Below are 24,758 nucleotides of genomic sequence, written 5' to 3'. Positions count from 1 at the left end.
GAGCATGGCGCACGACCCTCTCTTTGTTGGGATCGATGTCGGCACGTCGGGCGTGCGCGCTGTTGCGATCGACCGGGGCGGGACTCTTGCCGGCCAAGCGTCAGCCGCAATGCCGGCCCCGGATCGGGAGGGCGGCGGGCTTTCGCAGGATCCGGCGCAGTGGTGGCGCGCGGTCGAGACGGCGTTGGGCGAACTCGCGGCCGCGGTGCCGGCCAAGCGGATTGTGGCGCTGGCTGTTGACGGGACCTCCGGCACGCTGCTCGTGACCGATGGCGCGGGTACGCCGCTCGCGCCCGCGCTGATGTATAACGACGCGCGAAGCACCGGCGAGGCGGCGCGGGTGAAACAGGTTGCCCCACCGGACAGTGGTGGCCACGGTGCAACCTCGGCGCTCGCCAAGCTGCTGCATTTCCAGGGCCGCGGAGATCTCGGCGGTGCTCGGCACGCGTTGCATCAGGCCGACTGGATCGCCGGCCGGCTCACCAACTGCTTTGGCGTAACGGACGAGAACAACTGTCTGAAGATGGGTTATGACGTGGTTGCCCGACGCTGGCCCGACTGGTTCGATGCGCTCGGCGTCCGTCGCGACCTGCTGTCGGAGGTTCGGGTTCCCGGTACTGTGCTGGGGCCGGTCGACGACAAGGTCGCCGATCAGCTGGGCCTGCCGCGCGGCGTCCGCATGGTCGCCGGCACGACCGACGGCGTCGCGGCCTTCCTCGCGACCGGCGCGTTCGAGATCGGCGATGCGGTGACCTCGCTCGGCAGCACGCTCGTGGTCAAGTTGCTCTCGAATGCACCGCTGTTCGACGCGACCTCGGGTGTCTACAGTCATCGGCTGGGCGACCTGTGGCTGCCGGGCGGCGCGTCGAACAGTGGCGGCGCGGCGCTGCTGCGCTTCTTCACGGCGGAGCGGATGGTAGAGCTGACGCCCCGGCTTCAGCCCGACCGGCCCACCGGCCTCTCTTATTATCCGCTGCCCGCGTCGGGTGAGCGCTTTCCGATCCACGATCCCGGGAAGTCGTCCATCACCGAGCCGCGGCCCGATGACGACGCGCTGTTCTTGCAAGGCCTGCTCGAAGGCATCGCCGAGATCGAGGTGACGGCCTACCGGCATCTGCGCGACCTCGGCGCGCCCGCGCTGCGCAGCGTCCGGAACGTCGGCGGCGGTGCGCAGAACCCAGCCTGGACGGCGATCCGCGCGCGCCGTCTCGGTGTCGCGATGCCGGAGCCGGTCAGCCTCGAGGCGGCCTATGGCACGGCCCTTCTTGCGCAACGCGGCGCGGCTTCCGCATGAAGGAGAGCCTCTTCTGTTCCGGTGTTGGCGCGTTCGCCGAACGGTTCGATGCCTTTCTGGTGGATCAATGGGGCGTCCTGCATAACGGCGTGGCGCCCTATCCCGGCGCCGTCGCGTGCCTGGCCCGCCTCAGGGAGTTCGGCAAGCCGGTCGTAATCCTGTCCAATTCCGGAAAGCGGGCCGCCTCCAATCTAAAGCGCCTGGCTGTCCTCGGATTCCCGGCGGAGAGCTACACCGCGCTCGTGACCTCCGGCGAGGTCGCATGGCACGCCCTGCAAGAGCGGTCGGACCCGTTCTATGCTGACCTCGGCCGCCGCTGCTTTCGGCTGGCGCCACGCGCCGACCCCGGTGTGCTCGACGGGCTGGATCTCGAAACCGCCCAGACGGTCGAGACGGCGGACTTCCTTCTCGCCAGCAGCACCAACGAGCCGGATTTCGCGATCGTGAACTACGAGCCGCATCTGCGGTCCGGCGCAAAGCGTGGTCTGCCCATGCTCTGCACCAACCCGGACCTCGTCGGCGTCACGGCAGCGGGGCTCGTGCCCAGCCCTGGCGCACTCGCCCGGCGCTATGAAGAGCTGGGCGGGCAGGTTCACTATGTGGGGAAGCCCTATCCGGAGGTTTACCGCTTCTGCTTTAGCCTGCTCGGCGGGATGGCGCCGGAGCGCGTCGTCGCGGTCGGCGATAGCCTGCAGCATGATATCGCCGGCGGGGCGGCAGCCGGCACGGCGACGGCGTTCGTCGTCGGTGGCATTCACGCCGATCGCTTCAGCGACCCCGACGATTCGGCCGCGCTCGCCGCGCTCGCCGCCGAGTATGCGGTGATGCCGGACTTCACGATCCCGGCCTTTCGATGGTAGCGCGGCAGCGGACTATGGGCGAGTCCGCTTCTGATAGGCTGCGTTGATTGCGTCGTCAGTTTCCGGTTCCGCCGGATAGAGCAGCAGCTCCTCGGGCAGGCTCACCCACGGCTGGGCGCGCTTGGTCCAGAGATGCCCCACGGGGTCGAGGATACTGGTGTCGTCGAGCGTGCCGGCCTTGACGCTGACCCAAGAGCCTGCTTCGGCGTCGTCATTGTAGATCCGCACGCCGCAGGTCGGGCAGAAGTTCCCGCGCCGGGCAGTGCCACGCTCGGAACGCCACTGGAAGCTCTGGAGATGCCCCTGGACCAGGGCGAAGGCCGCACGCGGCAGGATCAGCGACATGCCAAAGGCGCTCGCCGACTGGCGCTGGCATTCACGGCAGTGACAGCAAACCAGCGTGAGGACTTCCGCGGCCGCGATCTCGTAGCGGACCGCGCCGCACTGACAGCCGCCGCTCCACATATCGGACATCATCCGTCCTCCGGTTGGCTCAGCTATTGAACTTCCGCAATTACTTGGTGAGCTTCTCCGCGATGAAGCGCAGGGTCCGCTGAAGCGCGAGGTCGGCCTGCTGCGCGTCGTAATCCTTGCGTGCGTCGCAGTTGAACCCATGCCCGGCGGGATAGGTGAAGATCGACATGTCCGGATGCGCCCGTTGCACCGCCTCGACATCGCTCATCGGGATCGAGGAATCCCGCTCGCCGAAATGCAGAATCGTCGGGACGCGCGTCCGCTCGCCCTTGTGCTGCGCGATCATAGCGCCGTAATAGCCGACCGCGCAGGCAAGGCCGTCGAGGCGGGTGGCGGCGAGGAAAGCGAGGCTGCCGCCCCAGCAATATCCGATGACGGCGACCTTACCGCTCTCGCCGGCGCGGTTGATCGCCGCCTGGATGTCGTCCAGGACCGCCTCGAGCGCGATGCGCTGCCGCAGGTCGCGGCCCTTGGCAATGGACTCGGAATCGTAGCCCAACTCGACATCGCGCGCGACGCGGTCGAAGAGGGCCGGCGCCACGACGTGATAGCCGCGGCCTGCATAGTCGTCAGCGACGCGACGGATATGGCCGTTCACGCCGAAGATCTCCTGCAGCAGGACGACCGCGCCCTTGCTCTCGCCCGATGGCGGCGCCTCATAAGCCTTGAGCTTGTGTCCGTCCTTCGCCGTGAGCTCGATCCAATCACCCATCTTCGCCTCCTCGCTGGCTGCCGTCGGATCCGACTCTATATCTACGCGGCATTCCTCGCCGGTCCAGGGGGCGTCAGAACGCCAGGGCCTCGGCCTGAACGACGTGCGGGATTCTCCGGACCCGTTCGAGCTGATCGTCGGTCAAGGGCTGGTCGATCTCGACGAGCGCGATCGCCTGGTCGCCCGGCGCGTCGCGCCCGAGATGGAAGGTTGCGATGTTGACCCCGGCATCGCCCAGGAGCGTGCCGAGGCGGCCGATGAAGCCCGGCTTGTCGGCGTTGGTGGTATAGAGCATGTGGCGGCCGAGCTCGGCCTCGATGGGGATGCCCTTGATCCCGACGATCCGCGGCTTGTCGCCGAACAGGGTGCCGGCGAGGTCGCGGCTGCGCCGGTCGGTCGTCACGGTGATGCGGATCAGCGTCTGGTAGTCGCCCGGCCGATCGTGCTTCACCTCGCTCACCGCGATATCGCGCTCGCGGGCGAGGATCGGCGCGTTGACCATGTTGACGCTGTCCAGCACGGGGCCAAGCAGGCCGGCGAGCGCAATCGCGGTCAGCGGCCGCGTATTGAGCTCGGCGGCGTGGCCTTCATACTCGATCGTGACGGCGCGCAAGCCGGACCGGGTGAGCTGGCCAGCGAAGCTGCCAAGCTGCTGGGCGAGCGTCATATAGGGCTTGAGCTTCGGCGCCTCCTCGGCGGTGACGGACGGCATGTTGAGAGCGTTGCTGACGGCGCCAGTCAGCAGGAAGTCCGCAATCTGCTCGGCGATCTGCACCGCCACCTTCTCCTGCGCCTCGCTCGTCGCCGCCCCGAGATGCGGCGTGGCGACGAGCTGGTCCAGCCCGAACAGCGGGTTGGCGCGGGCCGGCTCCTCCGCGAAGACGTCGAGCGCGGCGCCGGCGACATGGCCCGATTCGAGCGCCGCCTTCAGGTCCGCCTCGACGAGCAGCTCGCCGCGCGCGCAATTGACGATCCGTACGCCGGGCTTCGTCTTGGCGAGCGCCGCCGCGTCGATGATGTGACGCGTGGAGTCGGTCAGCGGCGTGTGCAGGGTGATGACGTCCGACCGGGCCAGCAACTCGTCGAGCTCGACCTTCTGCACGCTGAGGTCGCGGGCCCGTTCCTCCGACAGGAAGGGATCGAAGGCGATCACCTTCATCTTCAGGCCGTGCGCCCGGTCGGCGACGATCGAACCGATATTGCCGCAGCCGATGATGCCGAGCGTCTTGCCGGCGAGCTCCATGCCCAGGAAGCGCGATTTCTCCCACTTGCCGGCCTGGGTCGAGCGGTCGGCCGCAGGGATCTGGCGGGCCAGGGCCATCATCAGCGCGATGGCATGCTCGGCCGTGGTCACCGCATTGCCGTGCGGCGTGTTCATCACCACGACGCCGCGCTGCGTCGCCGCGGGCACATCGATATTGTCGACGCCGATACCGGCGCGGCCGATGACCTTGAGGTTCGCCGCAGCGTCGAGAATCCGCGCCGTGATCTTTGTGGCGGAGCGGACGGCGAGCCCGTCATAGTCGCCGATGCAGGCCTCGAGCTCCGCGGCCGGTAGGCCGGGGCGGACATCGACCGCGATGTCGCGCTCGCGGAGGACTTCGACGGCGCGTGGGCTCAGCTCGTCGGCGATCAGAACTTTGGTCATGATATTCCTGCCCTTATGGAGTGTTGCGACGGATTTCGTCATAGGCCCACTCGAGCCATGGAAACAGGGCTTCGAGGTCGGCCGTCTCCACGGTGGCACCGCCCCAAAGCCGCAGACCCGGCGGCGCGTCCCGATAGGCCCCGATGTCGTACGCGACTCCCTCCGTCTCAAGCAGGGCCGCCAGATCCTTCGCGATCCGCGCCTGGTCCGCCGGCTTGCGCGTCGTGAACCAGGGATCGACCAGCTTCAGGCAGACCGAGGTCGGCGAGCGCGTCGCCGGGTTCTCGGCCAGGAAGTCGATCCAGGGTGTCGCCTCCACCCAACTGGCGATCGCCGCGAAGTTCGCGTTCGCGCGCCCGATCAGCGCCGGCAGCCCGCCGATCTCTTCCACCCAGCGCAGCGAGTCGATCGCGTCCTCGACGCAGAGGAGGGATGGGGTGTTGATGGTTTCCCCGCGGAAGATGCCTTCGATCAGCTTGCCATCCTTGGCGAGCTGGAAGAGCTTCGGGATCGGCCAAGCCGGCCGGTGCGCCTCCAGCCTGGCGACGGCGCGCGGGCTCAGGACCAGCATGCCGTGCCCGGCTTCGCCACCGAGGACCTTCTGCCAGGACCAGGTGATGACGTCGAGCCGGTCCCAGGGCAGCTCCATCGCGAACGCGGCCGAGGTCGCATCGCAGATCGTCAGACCTTTGCGATCGGCCGGAATCCAGGCGCCGTCGGGCACGCGCACGCCCGAGGTCGTGCCGTTCCAGGTGAAGACCACATCGCGGTCGCCGTCGATCCGGGCGAGGTCGGGCAGCTGGCCATAGGGTGCGTCGAGCACTCGGACATCTTTCAGGCGCAGCTGCTTGACCACGTCGGTGACCCAGCCCTTGCCGAAGCTCTCCCAGGCCAGCATGTCGACACCGCGCGCGCCCAGCAGCGACCACAGCGCCATCTCGACCGCGCCCGTGTCCGATCCGGGCACGATGCCGATGCGATAATCGGCCGGAATGCCGAGGATCGCGCGGCTCCGCTCCAGCACCTCGGCGAGCTTCGCCTTGCCGGCTTTCGAGCGGTGCGAGCGGCCGAGACAGGCGCCTTCGAGCGCCGCCGGCGACCAGCCGGGCCGCTTGGCGCAGGGGCCGGAGGAAAAGAACGGCCAGTGGGGCTGCCGGGTCGGCTTCTGGGACGGACTCATGACTTCTCTTCTCTTAGTGCTGAAACTCTGCCGCCCGATAGCCTTGCAGGTACAGGAGGCCGGTCAGGTCGGCGTGGTCGAGACGGAAACGGGTGGCGGCTGCAACGGCGGGCTTGCCGCGGAACGCGACGCCGAGGCCGGCCGCCTGCAGCATCGGAATGTCGTTGGCCCCGTCGCCCACCGCGGCCGTGGCGGCGAGCGGCAGGCCGCGGACGGCGGCGAGCTGCTCCAGGGCGGCCAGTTTCGCTCGGCGGTCGAGGATCGGTTCCGCGACCTGCCCGGTGATCCGGCCGTCTTCGATCACCAGCCGGTTCGCCCGGTGCTCGTCGAACCCGCAGGCTGCATGCGCCACCGCCGTGAAGCAATCGAACCCGCCGGAGACGAGCGCGCTGTAGGCGCCATGCGCCCGCATGGTCTGGACGAGCGCGCGCGCGCCGGGTGTGAGCTCGATCAGGTCCCTTGCGCCGTCGAGCACCTCAGTGGAGAGGCCGGCGAGCAGCGCCACGCGCTCGCGGACCGACTGGGCGAAGTCAATTTCGCCGCGCATGCTGCGTGCGGTGATCGCAGCGATTCGGTCGCCGAGCCCGGCGAGGCGGCCAAGCTCGTCCAGCATCTCGCGGGTGATGATCGTCGATTCCATGTCGGCGACCAACAGCCGCTTGCGGCGGCCTTCGGCGGGCTGGGCGGCGAGATCGAGCGCGGCACCCGCGAGTCGGGCGCGAACCGCCGCTTCGGCCGCCGCCGGATCGCGGCCCTCGAAGGGAAGATCGCAGGCGATGCCGGGGGCAAGCCAGTCGGGTTCGCCGACCCGGCCACCACGTTCGAGGAGCGCTGCGCGGGCGGTCGCAATCACCTCTTCCTTGAGGGCAGTGGCGGATGGAGGCCCGAGCAGGGTGAGGACGTTTCGCATGGTCGAGGTCGTATCAAGTTCAAGCAGCGGCGACGGACGGGTCCGTGACAAGGCCCTTCCCCGATTTCTGCGTCCGGCTCAATTCCAAATATCCGAGGCACGCGTCGGTTCGGGAACCGTCACGGTTCCTGATTCTACGCGATCCGCTACTGGAAATACGGGTGGCGAGGAGTCGATGCCGGCCGACACTGTTGCGGATCATGACCGGAACCGCAATATCTTCTTTCCAACCGACCGCTTTTTTCGTCTATGCGACGTCCCGCGCCATCATTTCGCACGCGTCGGCGACAGTCACGTTATTGCTGCCCTGCATGTACCGGCGCAAGACCTCCAGCTTCCGGTCGAAATCGCGCAGCCGCTCGCCAGCGCGCGCATAGTTCGATGCCCGCTCCGCGCGCGCCTTCAGAAGGTCGTCCCAGGTCGCGGCATGAAACGGCACATAGCGGTAGCCGCCCGTGTCCGTCGGAACGGCGATCGCGAGCGGCGCGTCCAACCCGGGGAGCAGCGCCGTCATCTCGCCGCGGCCGTCCGCGTCCTCTCCCGTCGCCTCCCGCATCAGATCCTTGACCTCGCGCCGCAGCGCCAGCTCCAGAAGCCGCTCACGCTCCGCACCGAGTTCCGTCCTGTAACGCTGCTTGGCATACCGGATCACATCATCGACGGAGCACGCGCCGCGCCGGAGAAGGTCATCCCGACATTTTCGGAGCAGGTTGGCAGTCCGAGTCATACCCGCCTCACCTCATCAAGATATAGCGCCCCTAACTTCAGGAGAACAATATCTTGCGGGTAAGGTTCCAGGCAGATACGACCTACAGCGGACGGCTGCCCGGCGGCTCCGCATCGCCGATCTTCACGCAGACATAGTCGCCACGGGCCGGGTCTTCACAGTCGGCCTTCCGGATCCGGAATCCTGCGCGCGCAAGCATGCCCTCGATGATCCAGCCGAAGGTGCTGTGCTCGTCGCGGACATGGATGGCGAATTCGGCTTCGGTGAAACCCCCGCCGGCGGGCTTCGCCACCCGGGGCGATCCAGGCGTCGATCCCGGCGCGGTAGTGCGCAAGCGGAAAGGAGAAGATCACGTCGCGAAGGAACAGGACGCCGCCGACACGAAGCATCCGGTTGATCCGCAGCAGCGCCACGGCCTTCCAGAAATCGGGGAAATGGTGGGGGGCGTATTTGGTGACGACCAAATCGGCTAACGGCTCCTCATGCTCGTAGCTGAGGAATCCGCCTTTCCTGAAGGCAATATTGTCCACGCCGGCATCGGCCGCCCGCGTCTCGAAGGCGAGCATCGCTCCCGAGACATCGACCGCGAAGATCTTCCGGCATCGTTTGGCGGCCTCGACGGCGAAGGCCCCGGTGCCGGCGCCGAGATCGATCATGACGTGGTCGGCCTGGATCTCGAGCCGATCGAGCAGGGCATTGTCCTCGACATGGCTCGACCCTTGGTTGCGGTCATAGGCGGCGACTGCTGCCGCATCCTCGAAATCGAGACCAACCTGCCGAAGTTCGTCATAGTGCCATAGCGGATTCTCAGGTGGCATGAAGCTTCCATCCAGAAATCCTGTTGACCCGTTCGACAACTCTACCTAGATACGAAAACTCATGCGATCCGGATTCAATCGTCGACGGCTTCTCGCCGGCGCCCTCTCCCTTCCAGCCCTTCATTGGCTCGGCGCGTCCGGGATCCAAGCTGCTGTCGCGGCGGAGGGGCCGGAACTCGGCCCGCCCCAGCCCTTCGGTTTCGACCGGCTGCGCGAGGCGGCGCGGCTCTCGGCGACACGCCCCTATCTGCAGCCGACGATCCGTTTTGCTGACGTCCTCGAGAAGATCGACTACGACGCCTATCAGCAGATCCGATTTCGCCCAGATCATGCCCTCTGGACGGAGAGCGGCTCCTATCCGGTTCAGCTCTTCCACCTCGGCCGCTACTTCAAGGCGCCGGTGGCGCTTCACGTCGTTGCGGAGGGCATGGCGCGCGAAGTCCTTTATTCGCCCGACCTCTTCACCTTCGGCGAAGCCGAGTTCGCCAGCGGACTGCCGGCCGATCTGGGCTTTGCCGGCTTTCGCGTGATGGAGCGGGGCCAGAAGAGCGATTGGCTCGCCTTTCTCGGCGCCGCCTATTTCCGCAGTTCCGGCGCGCTCGACCAGTATGGCCAGTCGGCGCGCGGGGTCGCCATCGACACCGCCCTGTCGACGCCCGAGGAGTTCCCGCGCTTCACCGATTTCTGGCTGGAGCCGTCCGCTGCGAATCCCAATGCGGTCATCATCTACGCGATGATGGACAGCCCCAGCATCGCCGGGGCTTTTCGCATCGAGGCGGCCAAGCAGGAAGGCGTGGTCATGCACGTCCAGGCCGAGCTGTTTCCGCGTCTCGACATCAAGCGAATGGGGGTGGCGCCCCTCACCAGCATGTTCTGGTTCGGCGAGAGCAACCGGCATCGGGCGACGGACTGGCGTCCGGAGGTGCACGACACCGACGGGCTCGCGCTCTGGACCGGTTCCGGCGAACGGATCTGGCGACCGTTGAACAATCCGCCGACGGTGATGACCAACAGTTTCGTCGACTCGAACCCGAAGGGCTTCGGGCTGATTCAGCGTGACCGGAGTTTCGCCAATTACGAGGACGACGGGGTCTTCTACCATCGCCGGCCCAGCGTTTGGGTGGAGCCGCTGGAACCCTGGGGCGAGGGCGCGGTGCAGCTTGTGGAGATCCCGACCGACGACGAGATCCACGACAACATCGTTGCTTATTGGGTGCCGAAGGAGCCGGTCCGCGCCGGCTCGGAATGGTCCTTTTCCTATCGCCTGCATTGGCTGGCCGAAGAGCCCTACCCGCTTTCCACCGGACACGTCATCGCGACGCGGATCGGGCGCGGCGGCATTCCCGGCCAGCCGCGACCGGAGGGCAAGAAGAAGTTCGTGATCGACTTCGCGGGCGGCACCCTTGAGGCGCTCAAAAAGCCCGACCCAGTGGAGCCGGTGATCAGCGCCTCACGCGGGCTCGTCGATAATGTCTATGCGCTTCAGGTCGTCGGCACCAAGCGCTGGCGCGCCTTCTTCGACTTGGCGGTCGACGGTCAGGAGCCGGTCGACCTCCGCTGCCACTTACGTCTCGGCGACCGTACGCTGACCGAAACCTGGCTCTATCAATACATCCCATTCGAATTCTGAGCGGTGCAGACCGTCTCGGCGGGGACTGACAGCCGGGCGTTTGATTCTTGGGCGCTCGAATCCGAAATCGGCTCTTGTATACAACAATAGGTCAACGGCGTTGCCCTATGGGCGGCGACTCGGGAAACTAAGCCGCAAGAACTCATTCTTCCGATATTTCCGATTGCATCGGAGGGTGTTGTATACAACAGTTGCCGAATAGGCGGGTCTTGGATTAGAGTCTGATTCCCATCCCCGGATCGAGGGGGAGGTCCCCGGCACCCGCGCCCTCGGGCGCGCAATAAGCAGACAATAATCTCAGGGAGACTTAAGAATGACACCCAAGATGGCATTGCATCGTACGGCGGTTGCGGCGCTCGCCGGGCTCATTGCGACGGCGGCCCTGACTATGTCGGCGACGGCGCAGGACACGCTCGAGCAGGCTCGCGAACAGGGCTACATCCGTGTCGGCTTCGCGAACGAGGCGCCCTACGGCTATGCGACGCCGGCCGGCGAACTGACCGGCGAGGCACCGGAGATTGCCAAGGCGGTCCTGAAGAAGATGGGGATCGAGGAAGTGGACGGCGTGCTGACCGAGTTCGGCTCGCTGATCCCCGGCCTCCAGGCCGGACGCTTCGACATGATCGCGGCCGGCATGTTCATCACGCCCAAGCGCTGCGAGCAGATCGCCTTTTCGGAGCCCAGCTATGGCATCGGCCAAGCCTTCCTCGTCAAGGAGGGGAATCCGAAGGACCTGCAGACCTATGAGGACATCGCGGCCGATTCCGAGGCGACGCTCGGCGTGATGGCCGGGGCGATCGAGAAGGACTATGCGACGAAATCGGGTGTGCCGGCCGACCAGATCCTGACCTTCCCGGATGGGCCCAGCGGCTTGGCCGCCGTTCAGGCGGGCCGGGTCGATGCCTTTGCGCTGACCAGCCTGTCGATCGGCGATCTCGTCGCCAAGGCCGGCGAGGGCGCCGGGGTCGAACGGGCGGAGCCCTTCGGCATGGTCGCCGGCGAGTCGGTTAAGGGGCATGGCGGCTTCGGCTTCCGCAAGGAAGACGAGGCGCTGCTCGCCGAGTTTAACAAGCATCTGGCAGAGTTCATCGGATCGCCGGAGCACCTTGCGCTGGTCGAGCCGTTCGGCTTCACCAAGGCGGAGCTGCCGGCCAAGACCACCGCGGAGCTTTGCGCCGGGGAATGAGGCGGCGTCCGCGGGTCCGCAGGGGCTGACTGCAAGTCTGTCGGGCGGCGGCTGCGGCTTGCCGCCCGCACCGCGGCGCCGGTGCCTGGTCACAGGGCCTGATCCCCTGGACCAGTTGCTTGGAAACAAGCCGATGTACCGACTTTCACGGAAAGCCGGTACCGGGGGAACGGGGGCAGGTCGATGACCATCCGACTGGCTTTCCTGATCGCGCTCATGGGCTTCACCGGCGGACTTATGGTGGCCAGCTTTGCCGGCTTCCGGGAGTTCATTCCGGGTTTGCTGATGGGTGCCTGGGTTACCGTGCAGATCACGGTGCTGGCGGCCATTCTGGCGGTGGTTGCGGCGATGGCCGCGGGGCTGGCGAAGCTCTCCCGGATCCGCGTGCTGCGCTGGATCGCCAATATCTATGTCGAGATCTTCCGCGGCACCTCCGCGCTGGTGCAACTCTTCTGGCTCTATTTCGTCCTGCCCCATTTCGGGATCAGCCTGTCGGCGATGACCGTCGCCGTGGTCGGGCTGGGCTTGAATGTCGGGGCCTATGGGGCCGAAGTCGTCCGCGGCAGTATCCAGGCGGTGGCGAAGGGACAGTATGAGGCGGCTACGGCGCTCAATATGAGCCGCAGCCTGACCATGCGCCGGATCATCATCCCGCAGGCGGTCGCGGCGATGCTGCCGCCCTGGGGCAATCTCTTCATCGAGCTCTTGAAGGCGACGGCGCTGGTCTCGCTAATCACCATCACCGACCTGACGTTCCGCGCCTATCAACTGAACCAAGTGACCCTGCGCACCGTCGAGATCTTCACCTTGGTCCTCGTCGTCTATCTCGCCCTCTCGCTGGTCATTACCATAGGCATGCGGGCGCTCGAGCGGCGTGTCGGCGCCGACTTCGGAACCGGACGGGTGCTGTGATGCTGTTCGATTGGAGCTTCGCCCTCGAGATCCTGCCGATCCTGGCACAGGCGGCGGTCATCACCATCGAGGCCACGCTGATCGGCTTCGTCCTCGCCCTCCTGCTGGGCTTGGCGCTGGCGCTCGCGCGGATGTCGCGGAATCCCTTCATCTCGTTCCCGGCAGCGGGTTTCATCGAGTTCATCCGCTCGACCCCGCTCCTGATCCAGATCTTCTTCCTCTATTTCGTCTTCCCGAAGTTCGGGATCGTCCTTCCGGCGCTCGTGGCCGGCATCTTGGCGCTGGGACTGCATTACAGCACTTATTGCGCCGAGGTCTACCGGGCCGGCCTCGAGAACGTGCCGCGCGGACAATGGGAGGCGGCGACGGCCCTCAATCTCGCGCCTATGGCTACCTTCCGCGACATTATCCTGCCGCAGGCGATCCCGCCGATCATACCCGCGCTGGCGAATTACCTGGTGGCGCTGTTCAAGGAGACGCCGTTGCTCTCTGCCATTGCCGTGCTGGAACTGATGCAGACCGCGAAGATCATCGGGTCGGACACCTTCCGCTATCTCGAGCCGATTACGCTGGTCGGTCTATTCTTCCTGGTGATGAGCCTTGTCTCCGCCGCCCTGATCCGGCAGGGCGAAGCCTGGCTGCGGCGCAGAAGGAGCTGATATGGACCCGATCGTGAGCTTCCAGGGCGTAACCAAGCGCTATGGCTATCTCAGCGTGCTGAAGGAACTCGACCTCGACGTCGCGCCGAACGAGAAGGTGGCGATCATCGGGCCGTCCGGTTCCGGCAAGTCGACCTTGCTGCGCGTGCTGATGACGCTCGAGCAGATTCAGGAGGGCATCATCTATGTCGACGGCCAGCCGCTCACGCATATGGAGCGGAACGGCGCGCTGGTCCCGGCCGACGAGCGCTATCAGCGCAGCGTGCGCGGCAAGATCGGCATGGTCTTCCAGAACTTCAACCTGTTCCCGCATATGACGGCGCTGCAGAACTGCATGGAGGCGCCGATGAATGTCCTGGGCCTGTCGAGGCAGGATGCCCAGGCGCGAGCGAGCGAGCTCCTGGAGATGGTCGGTCTCGCCGATAAGATGCAATCGCGCCCGAACCGCCTGTCCGGCGGGCAGCAGCAGCGGGTGGCGATCGCGCGTGCGCTCGCCATGCGGCCGAAGGTGATGCTGTTCGACGAGGTCACCTCGGCGCTCGATCCGGAACTCGTCGGCGAGGTTCTGAACGTCATCCGCAAGCTGGGCGACGAGCACAACTTGACGATGCTGATGGTGACGCACCAGATGGGCTTCGCCCGGGAGTTCGCCGACCGGGTTTGCTTCTTCTATGAGGGGCGCATTGCCGAGCAGGGCCCCCCGAACGAGTTCTTCACCGATCCGAAGAACGAGCGGACCCGCGCCTTCTTGAGCGCCGTCCTGGAGGCGCATTAAGCGCGGCCCATGAAGCCAGCCCCATGAAGCTAGACCCGGGGAAGCTGGACCCGGGCCGTCCCTCCCGGGAAACCGCGCGCAGCCGGTTCACCGCCCTTTACGAGGAAATGCGCGAGCGCATCTGCCTGCTGCGCTATCCGCCTGGAATGCATCTCAGCGAAACCGCTCTGGCGGCCGAGTTCGGCGTCAGTCGCACGCCTCTGCGCCGCGTGCTCAACCGGCTGGAGTTCGAAGGGCTGGTCGAGAGCCGGCATGGGGTCGGCACGATCGTGACCAGCATCGACATCGCCGAGCTGAAGACGGTCTATGCGCTGCGCATGCGTCTGGCGGAGCTGATCGGCGAACTCGATCCGGTGCCGCCGACCGCGGCGGATCTTACGGATCTGGACGCGCTGCACCGACGGTGCCTCGCGCTCCGAAACGAGCGCAACGCGGAGGAGTTTGCCCGCATCAACATGCTGTTCACGCTGAAGCTCTCCGGCTTCATCGGCAATGCACCGCTGCGCGAGATCACCGAACGCCTCTATTTCCAAACCGCCCGGATGTGGCTCCAGTCTGAACCCGGGATGGATTACTGGCAGGAGGAGGTCGACGCCTTCGCGCGGGAGATCGCCGAGATCGCGACGGCGCTACGCGCCGGTGACATGCGGGCCGTCGGGCTGATCCGCCGCAACCACGTCTCGATGAGCTTTCTGCGCCTGTCGCACCATCACGCCCGGGTCAATGAGGCTGTGGCCCGGGAAGGCGTGATTCCATCAGGGCGGCGACCGCCTTCCCGGCCTCTGGCAGGGTGAGTGCGAACGTCCCGAAATGCGTCAGCGCATCGGTGATGCAATAGCCGCACCAAGCTTTGTCGACCTTTGGCATTTGATAAAACAGATACTTCGCGGCGACGGCGGCCTGCGCGCCGGCAATCGCCGTAGCGAGGAGCGGGATCCAGGGCCGGTCGCGGTGCCGCTCGGGCGGCCCGGCCGCCGCCAGGGCGATATTGACGGCATGGGCGCCGAGCGTAATCGGCCCGTCGGGCATGCCATAGCCGAAGGCGACGCTCGAGGAATTGACCTTGTCGGAATGAAAGCTTTCGAGCGGCGGATCCGGCAGATGCTTGATGACCCCGGTCTGAAACAAGGTGACGATCGCCATGCTGGCGATGCCGACCAGCGAGGTGCCGATCGCCGCCCGGCGAAGCCGCATCTCGGCGCTGTCATCCCACTGGATCCGGCGGCGGAGATCCTGCGGATTCATATCGCCGCTGGTAGCCTGCATCAGTGCCTGTTTCATATGCTCCCTCGCAAGAAGGGCCAAGAATGCCTATTCCGCAGCCTGCAGCTCGATCACCCCGCAGGCGATCCGGCTACCCGAGGCGCCCGACGGGTCCGTCTCGTAATCGTCCAGTGATTCATGAATCACGATCGCCCGGCCCTGATCGTCCGTGAACAGGGCGCCCTCGCCGCTTGTGAGGCTGAGCGTGGACGACAGGATATCGCCCTGCAGGCGTCCGTCGGACCCGGCATAGACGTTCGGCAGGTCGCCGGCATGCGGGCCGCCCTCGCTCAGAAAGCCATGATTTGCGTCGGTCGGGTTGAAATGATCGCCGGTGGACTCGAAATCCGGCGGCTCGCAGGTCCCGGTCTCATGGATATGAATCGCGTGCTGGCCCGGCGGCAGGCCCTCGATGTCGAGCTGGATGATAAGACCGCTGGGCGTCTCGACGAAGGCGATCGTGCCGATCGTCTGGCCGTCCGGATTGATCACGTTTGCCGTGGCCAGGCTTTGATCGCCGGCCGTGAACTCGTCGGTTTGCGCAATCGCCAGGGTCGGGCCGGCGAGAAGCGCGCCAAGCGCAAGGGCGGATAACCGAATCATCGATTGCTCCCTCGAGGTTCGTCACTCCATCTGAAACAGAATGGCGCTTCTATTGTTCCTCCTCCGGAACTTTTCGGCCGGAACCTTCCAGGGCGTTCTGCATTGAACCGGCAAGACTCCGAGAGATGTCGGAGTCTTGCCAAAGTAGGAGGGCGATCATGGGTGACCGCGACAAGCCGGGTGCAGAGCCGATGTCCGCGTCCAGTTGGGCGAAGGGTACGGCCAAGAGCCCAGACGATTTCGATGAGCAGGACGAGCCGATGACCGACGAGCAGGCCGCGCAGCTCAAGGTCCTGTCGCAGGAGGCGAACGAACCCTTCACCGATTCATTGACGCGGACAGCCGCCGAGCGGCGGATCGACGAACTCCAGCAAAAGACCGGGAAGAAGCCGTAGGCCTGCCTTAAGCGGTCGTCATCAGGCCGGCCTCAGCAGGTAAAGACCCTTCTTCAGATAATCGTGCAGCAGGACCTTCTCGGTTAGCCGCGCCGTGTCGGAGTCGTTGGACGTATTCTCCGCCTGGCTCAGGGCTTTGTCCCACTCTCCGGCCGCGAAATCGCCGCGGCCGATCAGCATGACCGCGATGAGCTCGCGGCGCGCGGCGGGCGCCAGCGCGTCGACCGTCTGCTTCAACCGGGTCAGTGGTTCGTTGTTCAGCGAGGCATCGAGCGTCTCGAACGTGCCGATCTCTTCCTGTACCAGTTGGGCATCGTCGAACTGGTCGACGATCTGGGTCTTGTCCAAAAGACGGCCTTGCGCATCGCGTGCCTCATTCGACAGATCCGCGATCTCGTTGATCTGATCGACCGAAATCTCCTTCAACATGCGTTTCTCCGCTAAATGCTCTTCTGCGGAGAACACAGAAGCGATCCCTGGGTTGCCGGCGGCGGCCGGTTTTTCCGGTCGGCCCGAGAGAAAGCGCTTTCCTTCCGCTCGGCTCCCGGTCGATAACTCCGCCATGGCGGCACGGTCACCTCTCAAACGTTATGCGATTCTCGGTTTCGGCTGGGCCTTCATCCTGCTCGGAGTCGCGGGATTGTTCCTGCCGTTCCTGCAGGGCATCCTGTTTCTGCTCGTCGGGCTTTATCTCCTGTCGCTCGAATCCGCCCGCGCGCGGCTCCTTAGGCAGCGTCTGCGGAAGCGCTATCCCGGCCTGGCCAGGAAATCCGACGAGGCTGCGAACTGGCTGAACCGTCAACGGCAGCGGCTCTTCGGACGCTCCTGAGCCGGCGGCGATCAACCCCAGGGCATCAACCCGATGATTCCCAGCCAGGCGACGGCGGAACCCATCGACAGAATCGTCATCGGAATCCCGGCCCGCGCCCCACGGCCATGCCGAGATAGGTCGCGACGAAAACGGCGACCACCGTCCCGGTCATCGATCGGCCTTGTCTCGAGAAGAGGAGTTTCCAGAGCGCACCGCGCCCCTGCGGTCGGCGGATTTTGGTCGCGAAACCGTGCGGTCCCTGAAACCCGCAGAAACCCTGCAATTTTCCCCTCCAGACTGGGCGGGCAATGTAGCAGTTCCCGGGCACAAGGCAAAGCCGGCGAAACGAATAGGACGGCTCTGAAGAGCCGCCCCCAATCGTCGCCTATGTGATGCTGTCAGAAGGCGAAGCGCGCGCCCACCTTGAAGAGGTGCGCCTGACTGTCGTCCCAGCCGCCGCTACCGTTATTGACCCACATAAAGCGGTAAGCGGGCGCAACTGTTATTTTATCGCTTAGGGCGATGCCAACGCCGAGCTCAGCGAAGGCCGTAAGATCGGTTTCACTAACGCCTTCGACGTTGTAGCCCCCCTGCGAGAAATCATCGGCTTCGATTCGAGCGAAGCCAATCCCGCCGCCGACATAGGGTGAGAATTGTTCATCCGGCCGGAAGTCATAGAAGGCGTTGGCGGTAACCGTCAGGATGCTGACATCGACAGAACCAGCATCCAAGGTGACGGAGGTAACCCCATCGCTCGCCTTGACCTCATCGACGTCCACGCTGCTGTAGCCCACCTCAAGCTCCGAACGAAACCCGTTGCCGAAGGTGTAACCCACAGCGCCGTTGATTGTCGGCCCATATTCATATGACTCGGTGGCGCTAACACTGCCGGTACTGCCGTCCCTATCCATGACGGAAAGAAGGCCGATGCCTACCGAAGCATATGGTCCGGCATCAGCGGCAGTTGCAGAAGGAGCTCCCAGACAGACGGACGCGGCTACACCCAAGGTTGCATTCTTTAGAAGTCCTAGTTTTCTCATAATTTCCTCGAGTCTAGTCCAAGTAAGTATCGCGTACCTACGGGGCATGATACACAGGACTGGTAAACAAAACCAAAAGACGCCAAATCAACTCTGTGCGCCTCTATTGCGGAGAGGCTTACAGCCGCGGAGTGCATCCCTTGACCGAATCCTGGCCGACATCGCCCGAGGAAGCGCGCCGCCTGCAGGAGCGCCTTCGCGATCAGGTGGTCACGGAGGATCGCCTGGGGCCCGTCCGCGCCGTTGCGGGCGCCGACGCCCATTATGCTCCGGTGCAGGGGCTGACCTGGGCTGCCGCCGTGATCGCGACTTTCGAGAATCTCGAGCTTGAGGAGAGCGTCCTCGCCTGCCAGCGCACCGCGTTCCCCTATGTTTCGGGACTGTTGAGCTTTCGCGAGGCGCCGACGATGCTCGACGCTCTGGCCCGGCTGTCGCGGACGCCCGACCTGCTGCTCGTTGACGGGCAGGGCATCGCCCATCCGCGCCGGCTCGGGCTCGCCAGCCATGTCGGCCTGCTGGCCGATATTCCGACGATCGGGGTCGCGAAGACGCGCCTCGTCGGGCGCTACGAGGAACCCGGTCCGGCGCGCGGCGCCTGGTCGCCGCTCCTTCATCGCCGCGAGGTGGTGGGGGCGGTGCTGCGAACCCGCCCGGGAACGCGGCCGCTCTTCGTTTCCCCAGGGCACAGGGTCGGCCTGTCGACGGCGATCGACCTCGTTCTGCGCTGCACGCCGCGCTTCCGCCTGTCCGAGCCGATCCGGCTGGCCGATCGTCTGTCGCGGGAGCACGCCCCTTAAGAGGAGGGTTCGGTTGTCAGTTCTCGGCCGTCGCGGTCGATACGCATGTCCCCGAGCTGAAGCAGGTTGATCCGATCGCGCGGGACCGGTGTGATGAGAGAGATCGTGTCGTCGCGACCGTCGATCGCTTCGATGATCGCCAGCCCCGTGCCCGCGCCGGCGCGATCCGCGATGCCGCATAGCAGGTTCGGCGTAATCTCCGCCGACTCGTCGGACAAGAGCGACCGCTGAATGACAAGATCATCCAGAGGGAGTCTGTGACACGATGCCGCCTGAAAATACGCGGCGAATCTGCGGCGACGGGCCGCTGCCCGCTTTGCCGCGCTCTTGCGCTTCGCCTTCGGCGAGCGGGGCAGTCGAAGGATGCGATAGTGGCTATGGGCATCGAGCAGGGCGGCGAGCTCCCGATCCCGTTCGAGGGCGATGATCATGTCCGGGCGAACAGCCTCGATCTGCCGGGCTTGGAGGCGGCGACCGGGGCCGTGGACCAATCCTGAGGCATTGATCAGAGTGACGGCCTCGCCGGCCGCCGCTTCCGACAGCCGCGCCACACCGACCACGAGCGACGTGATCCGTGGTGCCGGATTCGTCGATCCGATGAAATGAAAACCGACGGGCGGCGTTGCCGAGAACGTCTGTGATCGTTCGGGAAAGCCCAAAGTGACCGCCGCGGGCGGCCCGATATCCTTCTGGCCGATATCGCCGTCCACAATGGCGACCCGGGCGCCTGCGTCCAGAAGCCTGCCGCTCAGATAGCGACAATAGGCGCTCTTGCCGACATCGGTCGCACCGATCACCAGAATCCTTCGCCACCCGCTGCCGAGAACCAGATCGGCGGCCTTGCTCCAGGCGGGCGGAATGTCGAGATCGGACGCGGTCATCAAGGTGACAGCATCGCAGCCCGCTGCAACCGCTCGCCGAGGCTCAAGGCATTCTCCGTCGCGGCACCCAGCGCGGTGTTGTCGAAGATGCACCAGACCGGCACGCGACGCTGCGCTTCCGCGATCAGGCGATCAGCGAGCGCATCCAATGTCTCAGCCGCATAGGCGGAATAATACATCTGCGGCGTGCCATGCAGGCGGTAATAGACGAATCCGTTCCAGCCGCCAGGCTTGCCGGCGGCCGACACCAGCGCCGGATCGGCAGCGACGCGGGCCGCCTGAAACTCTGCGAGGAGATCGTCGGCATGGCCGTCGAACCAGCTCGCATGGCGTGGTTCGCAGACGAGCGCGTGCGTAAAGCGCGTCCGCACGGCCGCCAGGAATGTGCGGACGACGCGCGCGTCGAAACGCAGGCTCGGCGGGAACTGCGCCAAGATCACCGCGAGCTTGCCAGACAGCGCGCCGGCTTCGGCCAGAAAGCGATCGAGCGGCTCCTCCACATTCTTGAGGCGCCGCAGATGCGTGATTTCCTTCGGCATCTTCACCGAGAAACGAAACTGCTCCGGAACGGTGGCCGCCCAGCGCGCATAGGTGGCGGGCCGGTGCGGCCGGTAGAAGGAGGAGTTGATCTCGACGGCGTCGAACCGGCAAGCGTAGCGTTCGAGGTGGCTGCCCTGGGCCGGAAAATGCTCTGCCGACGATTTTGGCACGGCCCATCCGGCGCAGCCGACGCGGATGCCGCCACTCTGCTCAATCGGGCGTGGCGAGGAGCCAGCGATAGCCATAGGGCTCCATCCGGACGGTTTGCGTTCTGCGCTCCAGACGCTGCTCCTCTCCGCTCAGCAGGTCGCGCAGACGACCCCCCTCGGCTTGGACTATGTCGATCTGCGCCTTGCGCTCGGCACCCCGCAGATTATGCAGCAGGATGAGCGAGGCCTTCCCGCTTTTGTAGCTATGCCCGAGGATGCTGCTCTCGGCGGTGTCTTCGAGGCGGAAGGCCGCCGAACCGATCGCATGATGCTCGCGGCGCAGACGAATGAAGCTTCGAACTTTCGACAGAAGAGAGTCGGGGCTCTCGAGCTGGTTAGCGACATTCACCTGCCGGTAAGCGAAATCTCCCCTGTCGATCACGGGGGCGGTCAGCTTGTCCGCTGCTGCCGTCGAGAAGCCGGCATTGGCTTGGTCGGACCACTGCATCGCGGTTCGGACCGCATCGCGTCCCTCGCGCGCGAGATCCTCGCCCATGCCGATCTCGTCGCCATAGACGAAGAGCGGCGCTCCCGGCAGCGAGAAGAGCAGGCTGAAGGCGAGTTCGATCCGGCGCTGGTCGCCGTTCAGCATCGGCGCCAGCCGGCGCCTTATGCCGCGTCCGAAGATCCGCATGCCGTCCTCCGGCGCGAAGACCTTGAACACCTCGTCCCGCTCCTCGTCGGAGAGGCGCTCGAGGTCGAGCTCGTCGAGATTCCTGAGGAAGTTCGCCCACTGTGCGGTCTTCGGCGGTTCTGGAAGCACCTGAAGCGCCTTTATGACCGGGCCGCTGTCTTCCCGTGCCAGCGCGAGGAAGATGTCGTTGTTCAGATAGAAGTTGAACAGCATGTCGAGCTGGTTTCCGGAGCCGAAGGTCGCCTCGAGTATATCGGGGTTCTCGTCGACCTCTCCCAACAGAAGCGCGTTGGGGCGGCGCGATGTCGCGAAGTCGTGAAACCGCCGCAGGATCCCGTGTGGGTCCTCCGCCTCGGTACTGTCGAGAAGCTTCGGCTCGACCATGTGCAGGGCGGCATCGACACGAAAGCCTGAGATGCCGAAGGACAGCCAGTAATCGATGATCCGGCAGATCTCGTCCTGGACGTCCGGATTGGCGACGTTCAGGCCCGGCTCGAAGCTGTAGAAGCGATGATAGTAGAAAGCGCGGGCAACATCGTCATAGCTCCAGACGCTGCTTTCCTGGCCGGGGAAGATGGTGCCTTGGCCCGGCGGCGGCGGGGGCGGGTCATGCGACCAGATATAGTAGTCGCGGTAGCGCGATTGCTCGTCGCGCCGCGCCGCCTCGAACCACGGATGCTTATCGGAGGTGTGATCGACGACGAGGTCGAGGATGACGCGGATTCCATGCTCTCCCGCCTTGTGCAGGAACTCCAGGAAGTCGTCGAGCGTGCCGAGCTGCGGCCGGATCTGATAGTAATCCGTGACGTCGTAGCCGTTGTCCCGTCCTAGCGACGGATAGGAGGGCAGAATCCAAACGCAGGTGACGCCGAGATCGGCGAGGTAGGGGACCCGGCTTGTCAGGCCCTTGAAGTCCCCTATGCCGTCGCCGTTCGAATCCTGAAACAGCGCCACATCGACCGCGTAGAAGACGGCGTTCTTGTACCAAGGCTCGTCCATAGGGTTCGACCGACCTCTTGTTTGAAGCGGAACCGTCGAGGCGGCCGACCCACCTTGCCGCGAACGGACAAAATCGCACCAGCACCCGCAGGCGTGGTGATGTGACGTCTGGCCCTACATGCGAGGCAGCGGCATTCTCCTGGAATGCCGCCGTCCGTCGGAAATGACTATTCGACCTTTCCTACCCCCTTCATGACATCGGCCATGTTGCCATAGTCCTGATCCGGCATCTGATCGAGAACCTGGATCACCTCTTGATCGGCGTTCTTCTCCTTTGCATGCCTGACGAGATCCTGCTTGCTTGCGGGGAAATCGATACCGCTCAAATGATGCGCGACATTTGCGGGCGAATGCCCGCCCATTCCACGGGTCATGTGCCGTCTCCTTGTCAGTTTCATCGTCAGCTTCGTCGGTCGCAATGTGAACGATGCGGCGGCTCGCAAGTTCCGGACTTCCGGTCGATCCCGGTGAACCAGCCCGTCTCTCCGGTGTTATGGAAGAGCAGTCACAGAGCCCGGACAGGGCAGGGAGGGCCAGATGTGGCCACGGCTCAAGACCATAAGCGAACAGGTCATCGTCATCACCGGCGCGTCGAGCGGGATCGGCCTGACGACCAGCCGAATGGCCGCCATGCGCGGGGCACGGGTCGTCCTTGCGGCAAGGAACGAGGCGGCGCTACGAAAGATCGTCGAGGAGATCCGCGACAAGGGCGGCCAAGCCGCGCATGTCGCCGCCGATGTCGGCAAGGAGGCGGAGGTCCGGAAGATCGCAGATGCGGCGATCGAGACGTTCGGCGGCTTCGACAGTTGGGTCAACAACGCCGCGGTCGCGATCTTCGGCAAGATCGAGGAGGTTCCCGTCGCCGAGCAGCGACAGCTCTTCGAGGCCAACTACTGGGGCGTCGTGCATGGCTCGATCGTCGCGGTGGCGCATCTGCGGGCGCGCGGCGGCGCGCTGATCAACATCGGCAGCGTACTGTCCGACCGCGCTCTGCCGTTGCAGGGGCCCTATTCGGCGGCCAAGCACGCCGTTAAGGGCTTCACCGATGCCTTGCGCATGGAGCTGGAGATGGATGGCGCGCCTATATCGGTGACGCTGATCAAGCCGGCCTCGATCGATACGCCCTATCCCGACCATGCCAAGAGCTACATGGCATCCAAGCCCAAACTTCCGCCGCCGGTCTATGCGCCCGATGTCGTCGCCGACGCGATCCTCCATGCCGCGCAGCATCCGGTGCGCGACCTTTATGTCGGCGGCGCCGCCAAGGCGCTGGCGTCGATGGGCGGTTGGGCGCCGCGTCTCTCCGACGTCGTCATGGAGCAGACGGCCGGGCAGGCGCAGCAGTCCGACAGGCCGGTCGACGATCGCCCACATGACAATCTCTATGAGCCGTCGACGGATGGCTCGGAGCGGGGCAGCGGCAATCGCTTCGTCCGCGGTGGGAGCCTTTACACCAGGGCAAGCCTAAATCCGCTGGCGGCGGCGGCTGTTGCCGTGGGCCTGGGCGCAACCGCCGCCTTGCTGCGTGCCCGCCGTTCGTTGTCGCGTCGATAGAAGATCTTAGGTTGACGGCGCCTCCAGGCTGATGACGACGCCCTCGTCGCCGCGAAGCTTGATCCGGCTTCTGATCGGCTCGTCGGTTCTGTCCAGATGGGTCGACAGGAGCGTGCGGCCGTTCTCGGATCCGCTCGGCAGATCGAGTTCGCACGACTCATGGCCGAGATTGAGGGCGATCAGGAGACGGCGGTCTCCGTGCTGCCGCAGATAGGCTAGCACGCCGTCCCAAGCCGTAACGTCGATATAAGACCCGACGATGAGCGCCGGCTCGGCGCGGCGCAGGGCGATGAGGCGGTGGTAGAGCGCAAGCATCGAGGCGGGGTCGTCCCGCTGCGCCGCGACATTGACGGTAGCGTAGTCCGCGGCGAGCGGCAGCCACGGCTCGGCCGCGGTGAAGCCGGCGCCGGGCGCGCCGCTCCATTGCATCGGCGTCCGTGCCGGGTCGCGGCCGACGCCGATGCCCGGCACGTTCTTCTCGAACGGGTCCTGCACCCGCTCGGGCGGAATCGGCACGTCGGCCATGCCGATCTCGTCGCCGTAATACATCGTCGGCGTGCCCCGCAGGGTCAGCAGAAGCATCGCCGCGATGCGCGCCTGGTCCCGGCCGACCCGCGTGGCGATCCGGTGCTTGTCGTGATTGCCCAACACCCAGTTGGGCCAGCCGCCCTCCGGCAGCGCCTCCTCATACTCCCGGATGAGGCCGGCAATGTGCTGCGCATCCCACGGCGCGTCGATCAGCTGAAAATTGAAGGGCATGTGGGCACCCGACAGGCCGACGCCGTAATAGGCGACCAGCCGCTCGATCGGCAGATAGATCTCGCCGATCAGAACCCGGTCGTCATATTCGTCGAGCACGCGCCGCAGGCCGGCGACGACGTCGTGGATCTCGGGCCGGTCGGCCGTATAGAGCGGCTTCAGGCGGTCATGCGGCCGCATGCCGGGCCGCCAGTCCGGGTTCGGCGGATTGTCGCGGAACTGGTCGTCGATGATCATGTGCCAGATCACATCGACCCGGAATCCGTCGACGCCCTTGTCGAGCCAGAAGCGCAGCACATCGTGCATGGCGGCGACCACCTCCGGGTTGCGCCAGTTGAGGTCGGGCTGCTGCTTCAGGAAGGCGTGGTAGTAGTACTGGCCGGTGGCCGCGTCCCATTCCCAGGCGCTGCCGCCGAACTCGGACAGCCAGTTGGTCGGCGGGCCGCCGTCCGGGGCGGGATCATGCCAGATGTACCAGGCACGCTTGG

Annotated in this window: 28 protein-coding genes; 12 read left to right on the top strand and 16 right to left on the bottom strand. The window is 65.5% G+C overall.

Features of this window, described 5'->3' with window-relative positions:
• Positions 1 to 4 precede the first annotated feature (4 nt).
• The gene (locus tag DT069_RS13230) at positions 5 to 1,294 is read left to right on the top strand and encodes an FGGY-family carbohydrate kinase (protein WP_119460798.1); all 1,290 of its coding nucleotides are present in this window, start codon (positions 5 to 7) and stop codon (positions 1,292 to 1,294) included.
• Complete coding sequence (locus DT069_RS13225; protein WP_119460797.1) at positions 1,291 to 2,154, top strand: TIGR01459 family HAD-type hydrolase; 864 nt, start codon at positions 1,291 to 1,293, stop codon at positions 2,152 to 2,154. The genes DT069_RS13230 and DT069_RS13225 overlap by 4 nt, the downstream gene beginning before the upstream one ends.
• Positions 2,155 to 2,166: 12 nt before the next feature.
• Here DT069_RS13225 and DT069_RS13220 read toward each other — a convergent pair whose 3' ends face one another.
• The 7 genes from DT069_RS13220 to DT069_RS13190 form a co-directional block, all read right to left on the bottom strand.
• Positions 2,167 to 2,631 carry a GFA family protein gene (locus DT069_RS13220; RefSeq protein WP_425450215.1) on the bottom strand — a complete coding sequence of 155 codons (465 nt, stop codon included), beginning with the start codon at positions 2,629 to 2,631 and terminating at the stop codon, positions 2,167 to 2,169.
• Positions 2,632 to 2,668: 37 nt separating this feature from the next.
• Positions 2,669 to 3,340 carry a dienelactone hydrolase family protein gene (locus DT069_RS13215; protein WP_119460796.1) on the bottom strand — a complete coding sequence of 224 codons (672 nt, stop codon included), beginning with the start codon at positions 3,338 to 3,340 and terminating at the stop codon, positions 2,669 to 2,671.
• Between the two features lie 73 nt (positions 3,341 to 3,413).
• Positions 3,414 to 4,988, bottom strand: a complete 1,575-nt coding sequence (serA, locus tag DT069_RS13210) for a phosphoglycerate dehydrogenase (RefSeq protein WP_119460795.1) — start codon at positions 4,986 to 4,988, stop codon at positions 3,414 to 3,416.
• Between the two features lie 13 nt (positions 4,989 to 5,001).
• Positions 5,002 to 6,168: a phosphoserine transaminase gene (locus DT069_RS13205; protein WP_119460794.1), complete on the bottom strand. Its 1,167-nt coding sequence runs from the start codon at positions 6,166 to 6,168 to the stop codon at positions 5,002 to 5,004.
• Positions 6,169 to 6,181: 13 nt separating this feature from the next.
• Positions 6,182 to 7,078 carry a phosphoserine phosphatase SerB gene (serB, locus tag DT069_RS13200; RefSeq protein ID WP_119461013.1) on the bottom strand — a complete coding sequence of 299 codons (897 nt, stop codon included), beginning with the start codon at positions 7,076 to 7,078 and terminating at the stop codon, positions 6,182 to 6,184.
• 247 nt (positions 7,079 to 7,325) lie between these two features.
• A complete protein-coding gene (locus DT069_RS13195) occupies positions 7,326 to 7,805 on the bottom strand; it encodes a hypothetical protein (RefSeq protein WP_119460793.1) in 480 nt (159 codons plus the stop codon).
• Between the two features lie 155 nt (positions 7,806 to 7,960).
• Complete coding sequence (locus tag DT069_RS13190; RefSeq protein WP_425450214.1) at positions 7,961 to 8,623, bottom strand: class I SAM-dependent methyltransferase; 663 nt, start codon at positions 8,621 to 8,623, stop codon at positions 7,961 to 7,963.
• A gap of 61 nt (positions 8,624 to 8,684) precedes the next feature.
• On the opposite strand from DT069_RS13190, the gene DT069_RS13185 reads away from it, so the two are divergent.
• From DT069_RS13185 to DT069_RS13160, 6 genes are all read left to right on the top strand, one after another.
• Positions 8,685 to 10,253, top strand: a complete 1,569-nt coding sequence (locus DT069_RS13185) for an OpgD/OpgG family glucan biosynthesis protein (RefSeq protein WP_119460792.1) — start codon at positions 8,685 to 8,687, stop codon at positions 10,251 to 10,253.
• A 313-nt stretch (positions 10,254 to 10,566) separates the two neighbouring features.
• Positions 10,567 to 11,439, top strand: a complete 873-nt coding sequence (ehuB, locus tag DT069_RS13180) for an ectoine/hydroxyectoine ABC transporter substrate-binding protein EhuB (protein ID WP_119460791.1) — start codon at positions 10,567 to 10,569, stop codon at positions 11,437 to 11,439.
• A 183-nt stretch (positions 11,440 to 11,622) separates the two neighbouring features.
• Positions 11,623 to 12,351 carry an ectoine/hydroxyectoine ABC transporter permease subunit EhuC gene (ehuC, locus tag DT069_RS13175; protein WP_119460790.1) on the top strand — a complete coding sequence of 243 codons (729 nt, stop codon included), beginning with the start codon at positions 11,623 to 11,625 and terminating at the stop codon, positions 12,349 to 12,351.
• On the top strand, positions 12,351 to 13,010 hold the full coding sequence (gene ehuD, locus DT069_RS13170) for an ectoine/hydroxyectoine ABC transporter permease subunit EhuD (protein WP_119460789.1): 660 nt from the start codon (positions 12,351 to 12,353) through the stop codon (positions 13,008 to 13,010). The genes ehuC and ehuD overlap by 1 nt, the downstream gene beginning before the upstream one ends.
• Before the next feature lies 1 nt (position 13,011).
• Entirely contained in the window at positions 13,012 to 13,785 is a 774-nt protein-coding gene (gene ehuA, locus DT069_RS13165; protein ID WP_119460788.1) for an ectoine/hydroxyectoine ABC transporter ATP-binding protein EhuA, read from the top strand.
• A 23-nt stretch (positions 13,786 to 13,808) separates the two neighbouring features.
• Positions 13,809 to 14,579, top strand: coding sequence for a GntR family transcriptional regulator (locus DT069_RS13160; RefSeq protein ID WP_119460787.1), 771 nt, complete (start codon positions 13,809 to 13,811; stop codon positions 14,577 to 14,579).
• Here the strand turns inward: DT069_RS13160 and DT069_RS13155 are convergent.
• Both DT069_RS13155 and DT069_RS13150 read right to left on the bottom strand, forming a co-directional pair.
• On the bottom strand, positions 14,506 to 15,066 hold the full coding sequence (locus DT069_RS13155; RefSeq protein ID WP_425450213.1) for a vitamin K epoxide reductase family protein: 561 nt from the start codon (positions 15,064 to 15,066) through the stop codon (positions 14,506 to 14,508). The two genes, DT069_RS13160 and DT069_RS13155, sit on opposite strands and share 74 nt — an antisense overlap.
• 30 nt (positions 15,067 to 15,096) lie before the next feature.
• Positions 15,097 to 15,651 (bottom strand): superoxide dismutase family protein, encoded by a 555-nt coding sequence (locus tag DT069_RS13150; protein WP_119460786.1) that lies wholly within the window; start codon positions 15,649 to 15,651, stop codon positions 15,097 to 15,099.
• A gap of 158 nt (positions 15,652 to 15,809) precedes the next feature.
• On the opposite strand from DT069_RS13150, the gene DT069_RS13145 reads away from it, so the two are divergent.
• A complete protein-coding gene (locus DT069_RS13145) occupies positions 15,810 to 16,046 on the top strand; it encodes a DUF3072 domain-containing protein (protein WP_425450212.1) in 237 nt (78 codons plus the stop codon).
• 21 nt (positions 16,047 to 16,067) lie between these two features.
• Here the strand turns inward: DT069_RS13145 and DT069_RS13140 are convergent, their stop codons facing one another.
• Entirely contained in the window at positions 16,068 to 16,475 is a 408-nt protein-coding gene (locus DT069_RS13140) for a DUF3775 domain-containing protein (protein WP_162913180.1), read from the bottom strand.
• 133 nt (positions 16,476 to 16,608) lie between these two features.
• Here DT069_RS13140 and DT069_RS13135 point away from each other — a divergent pair, with 133 nt between their 5' ends.
• Positions 16,609 to 16,875: a PGPGW domain-containing protein gene (locus tag DT069_RS13135; RefSeq protein WP_162913179.1), complete on the top strand. Its 267-nt coding sequence runs from the start codon at positions 16,609 to 16,611 to the stop codon at positions 16,873 to 16,875.
• Positions 16,876 to 17,255: 380 nt separating this feature from the next.
• Here the strand turns inward: DT069_RS13135 and DT069_RS13125 are convergent, their stop codons facing one another.
• The gene (locus DT069_RS13125) at positions 17,256 to 17,864 is read right to left on the bottom strand and encodes an outer membrane protein (protein ID WP_162913178.1); all 609 of its coding nucleotides are present in this window, start codon (positions 17,862 to 17,864) and stop codon (positions 17,256 to 17,258) included.
• A gap of 173 nt (positions 17,865 to 18,037) precedes the next feature.
• Between DT069_RS13125 and nfi the strand changes: the two genes are divergently transcribed.
• Positions 18,038 to 18,694 carry a deoxyribonuclease V gene (gene nfi, locus DT069_RS13120; protein WP_425450211.1) on the top strand — a complete coding sequence of 219 codons (657 nt, stop codon included), beginning with the start codon at positions 18,038 to 18,040 and terminating at the stop codon, positions 18,692 to 18,694.
• On the opposite strand, the gene DT069_RS13115 is transcribed toward nfi, so the two are convergent.
• From DT069_RS13115 to DT069_RS13100, 4 genes are all read right to left on the bottom strand, one after another.
• Positions 18,691 to 19,575: a Clp1/GlmU family protein gene (locus DT069_RS13115; RefSeq protein ID WP_119460781.1), complete on the bottom strand. Its 885-nt coding sequence runs from the start codon at positions 19,573 to 19,575 to the stop codon at positions 18,691 to 18,693. The two genes, nfi and DT069_RS13115, sit on opposite strands and share 4 nt — an antisense overlap.
• Complete coding sequence (locus tag DT069_RS13110) at positions 19,575 to 20,360, bottom strand: DUF72 domain-containing protein (RefSeq protein WP_119460780.1); 786 nt, start codon at positions 20,358 to 20,360, stop codon at positions 19,575 to 19,577. The genes DT069_RS13115 and DT069_RS13110 overlap by 1 nt, the downstream gene beginning before the upstream one ends.
• A complete protein-coding gene (locus DT069_RS13105; RefSeq protein WP_119460779.1) occupies positions 20,326 to 21,957 on the bottom strand; it encodes an alpha-amylase family protein in 1,632 nt (543 codons plus the stop codon). The genes DT069_RS13110 and DT069_RS13105 overlap by 35 nt, the downstream gene beginning before the upstream one ends.
• Before the next feature lie 167 nt (positions 21,958 to 22,124).
• A complete protein-coding gene (locus DT069_RS13100; protein ID WP_119460778.1) occupies positions 22,125 to 22,331 on the bottom strand; it encodes a DUF2795 domain-containing protein in 207 nt (68 codons plus the stop codon).
• A 163-nt stretch (positions 22,332 to 22,494) separates the two neighbouring features.
• Between DT069_RS13100 and DT069_RS13095 the strand changes: the two genes are divergently transcribed.
• Positions 22,495 to 23,511, top strand: coding sequence for an SDR family oxidoreductase (locus DT069_RS13095; protein WP_119460777.1), 1,017 nt, complete (start codon positions 22,495 to 22,497; stop codon positions 23,509 to 23,511).
• Positions 23,512 to 23,517: 6 nt separating this feature from the next.
• Here the strand turns inward: DT069_RS13095 and DT069_RS13090 are convergent.
• Positions 23,518 to 24,758: alpha-amylase family glycosyl hydrolase (locus tag DT069_RS13090; RefSeq protein ID WP_119460776.1), on the bottom strand; the 1,241-nt coding region annotated here is incomplete at its 5' end.

This window comes from Virgifigura deserti, from assembly GCA_003576685.1.
Classification (GTDB): Bacteria; Pseudomonadota; Alphaproteobacteria; order Dongiales; family Dongiaceae; genus Virgifigura; species Virgifigura deserti.
This window is presented reverse-complemented; position numbering and strand designations above follow the sequence as displayed.